Here is a 1,628-nt window from a genome sequence, read left to right as displayed (position 1 = left end):
GGCCTTGTCCTGGCACACGACGAGCGGCCGGGCGGGGATGTTGTACTTCGAGTAGAGATACGAGAGGTAGTACCCCCAGCTCGCGGCTTTCTCCGGATCCCGACGCCCCTGAGCCTCGATGGCCAGCAGGAATGCGCTGCCGTTCGGTGCGCTGATGCGGAGCACGGTGTCGATCCGGCGTTCAAGAGGGCGGATCTCGGTGACGTCTGGCGAGAGCACCTCGACGGATGGTCGGTCAGGAAGCGGTACGCCCAGGATCCGGAAGACCGGCGTCAGCAGTTCCGGCCGCTCCTGGAAGATCCGGTGTGAGGCCTCGTGTTGTGAGGTGACCATGTGGGGAACCTAGGTGGATCAAGGGCCGGGTGTCCCGGCCGGCGGATTGCGATCACTCTTTCGAGTGCGGACGAAACGTTCACGCCGCTTCGGTGAGCTCGCACCAGATGAACTTGCCGTTGCCGCCGGGGAGTTGAGCCGAGCCGAGGGGATGCCACCCCCACTCGTCCGCGCACCCCCGCACCAGGGAGAGCCCCCGCCCCGCCTCGGCGAGGGTGGCTGACGGTGCCGTCGGCTGAGGTGGCGTGGGGTCGGCGTCCCACACCCCGATGCGCAGTACGCCGTGGGCCCACCGGATACGGAGGGCTGCCGGTCCCTTCGTGTGCTGCACCGCCTTCGCGACCAGCTCTGTCGCCACGAGTTCCGCCACTTCGCAGAGGTGGGGACGGCCGTGTATGGCGAGGACGAGGCGGAGGGTGCGGCGACAGATCGTGACGGCGCGAAGGTCGTTGGGTACGTAGAGGCTGTACTCCCACGGTTCGGGACTGCCTTCGTTTCCTGCGGCTGCGGGCATGGCTGAACTCCGTTATGTGCGGGGGGAGTTGGCGTACACGGCATCCTGCGGGCGGTGGCTGTGCCGCGGCCGCCATGGCATGGCGGTGCGGTGCGCTTCCGGGTCCCCCGATGGTTGCCACAAGTGGTCGACGCATCACTGACAGTAGGGCATTAATTTCTGCCTCCGCAACTGCCTCCCGTAATCTGGCCCCGTAAGAGGGACACCAACAGGGCTGGCGACAGGCCCTGTTGAGAGAAAGAGGACCGCATGCCTCCCAGGAGTCAGCCGACCGCACGCCAGGTACGACTCGGCACCGAGCTGCGCAGGATGAGGGACGCTGCCGGGGTGACCGCCAAGGAGGTCGCGCAGTTCCTGGGCTCGACCTCGGCTCAGATGAGCCAGATGGAAGCGGGTATCGCGGGAGTCAGCGAGCAACGTGTGCGCAGTCTCGCGGCGCACTATGCCTGCGCGGACGAGGCGTTGATCGATGCGCTGGTCGGCATGGCGGTGGACCGTACGAGAGGGTGGTGGGAGGAGTACCGAGATGTGCTGCCTCCCGCCTTTCTGGACCTTGCGGAGCTGGAGCATCACGCGACGTTCATCCAGGAGATCGGCACCGCGCACGTCCCTGGGGTGGTCCAGACCGAGGACTACGCACGCGCGGTGTTCACGTACTGGCGTCCGGAACTTCCCGTGCGTGAACTGGACCTGAGGGTGGAGCATCGTGCGCGCCGCAGGAAGGCCCTGATGCGGGATGGGGCTCCCCCGTACACGGCGGTACTGCACGAGTCCGTACTGC

Annotated in this window: 2 protein-coding genes and 1 pseudogene; 1 reads left to right on the top strand and 2 read right to left on the bottom strand. The window is 66.8% G+C overall.

Going from position 1 to position 1,628, the window contains the following annotated elements; translation table 11 throughout:
• Both ACZ5CR_RS44745 and ACZ5CR_RS44740 read right to left on the bottom strand, forming a co-directional pair.
• Positions 1-333: pseudogene (locus ACZ5CR_RS44745) on the bottom strand (hypothetical protein); the annotation flags it as partial.
• A gap of 79 nt (positions 334-412) precedes the next feature.
• Positions 413-847, bottom strand: coding sequence for an ATP-binding protein (locus ACZ5CR_RS44740; protein ID WP_468869293.1), 435 nt, complete (start codon positions 845-847; stop codon positions 413-415).
• A 249-nt stretch (positions 848-1,096) separates the two neighbouring features.
• Here ACZ5CR_RS44740 and ACZ5CR_RS44735 point away from each other — a divergent pair.
• A partial coding sequence (locus ACZ5CR_RS44735; protein ID WP_468869292.1) for a Scr1 family TA system antitoxin-like transcriptional regulator occupies positions 1,097-1,628 on the top strand: 532 nt, incomplete at its 3' end.

Source organism: Streptomyces sp. NPDC031274 (assembly GCF_055570235.1).
Note: the sequence above shows the minus strand (reverse complement) of the source record. Positions and strands in the feature narration are given on the sequence as shown.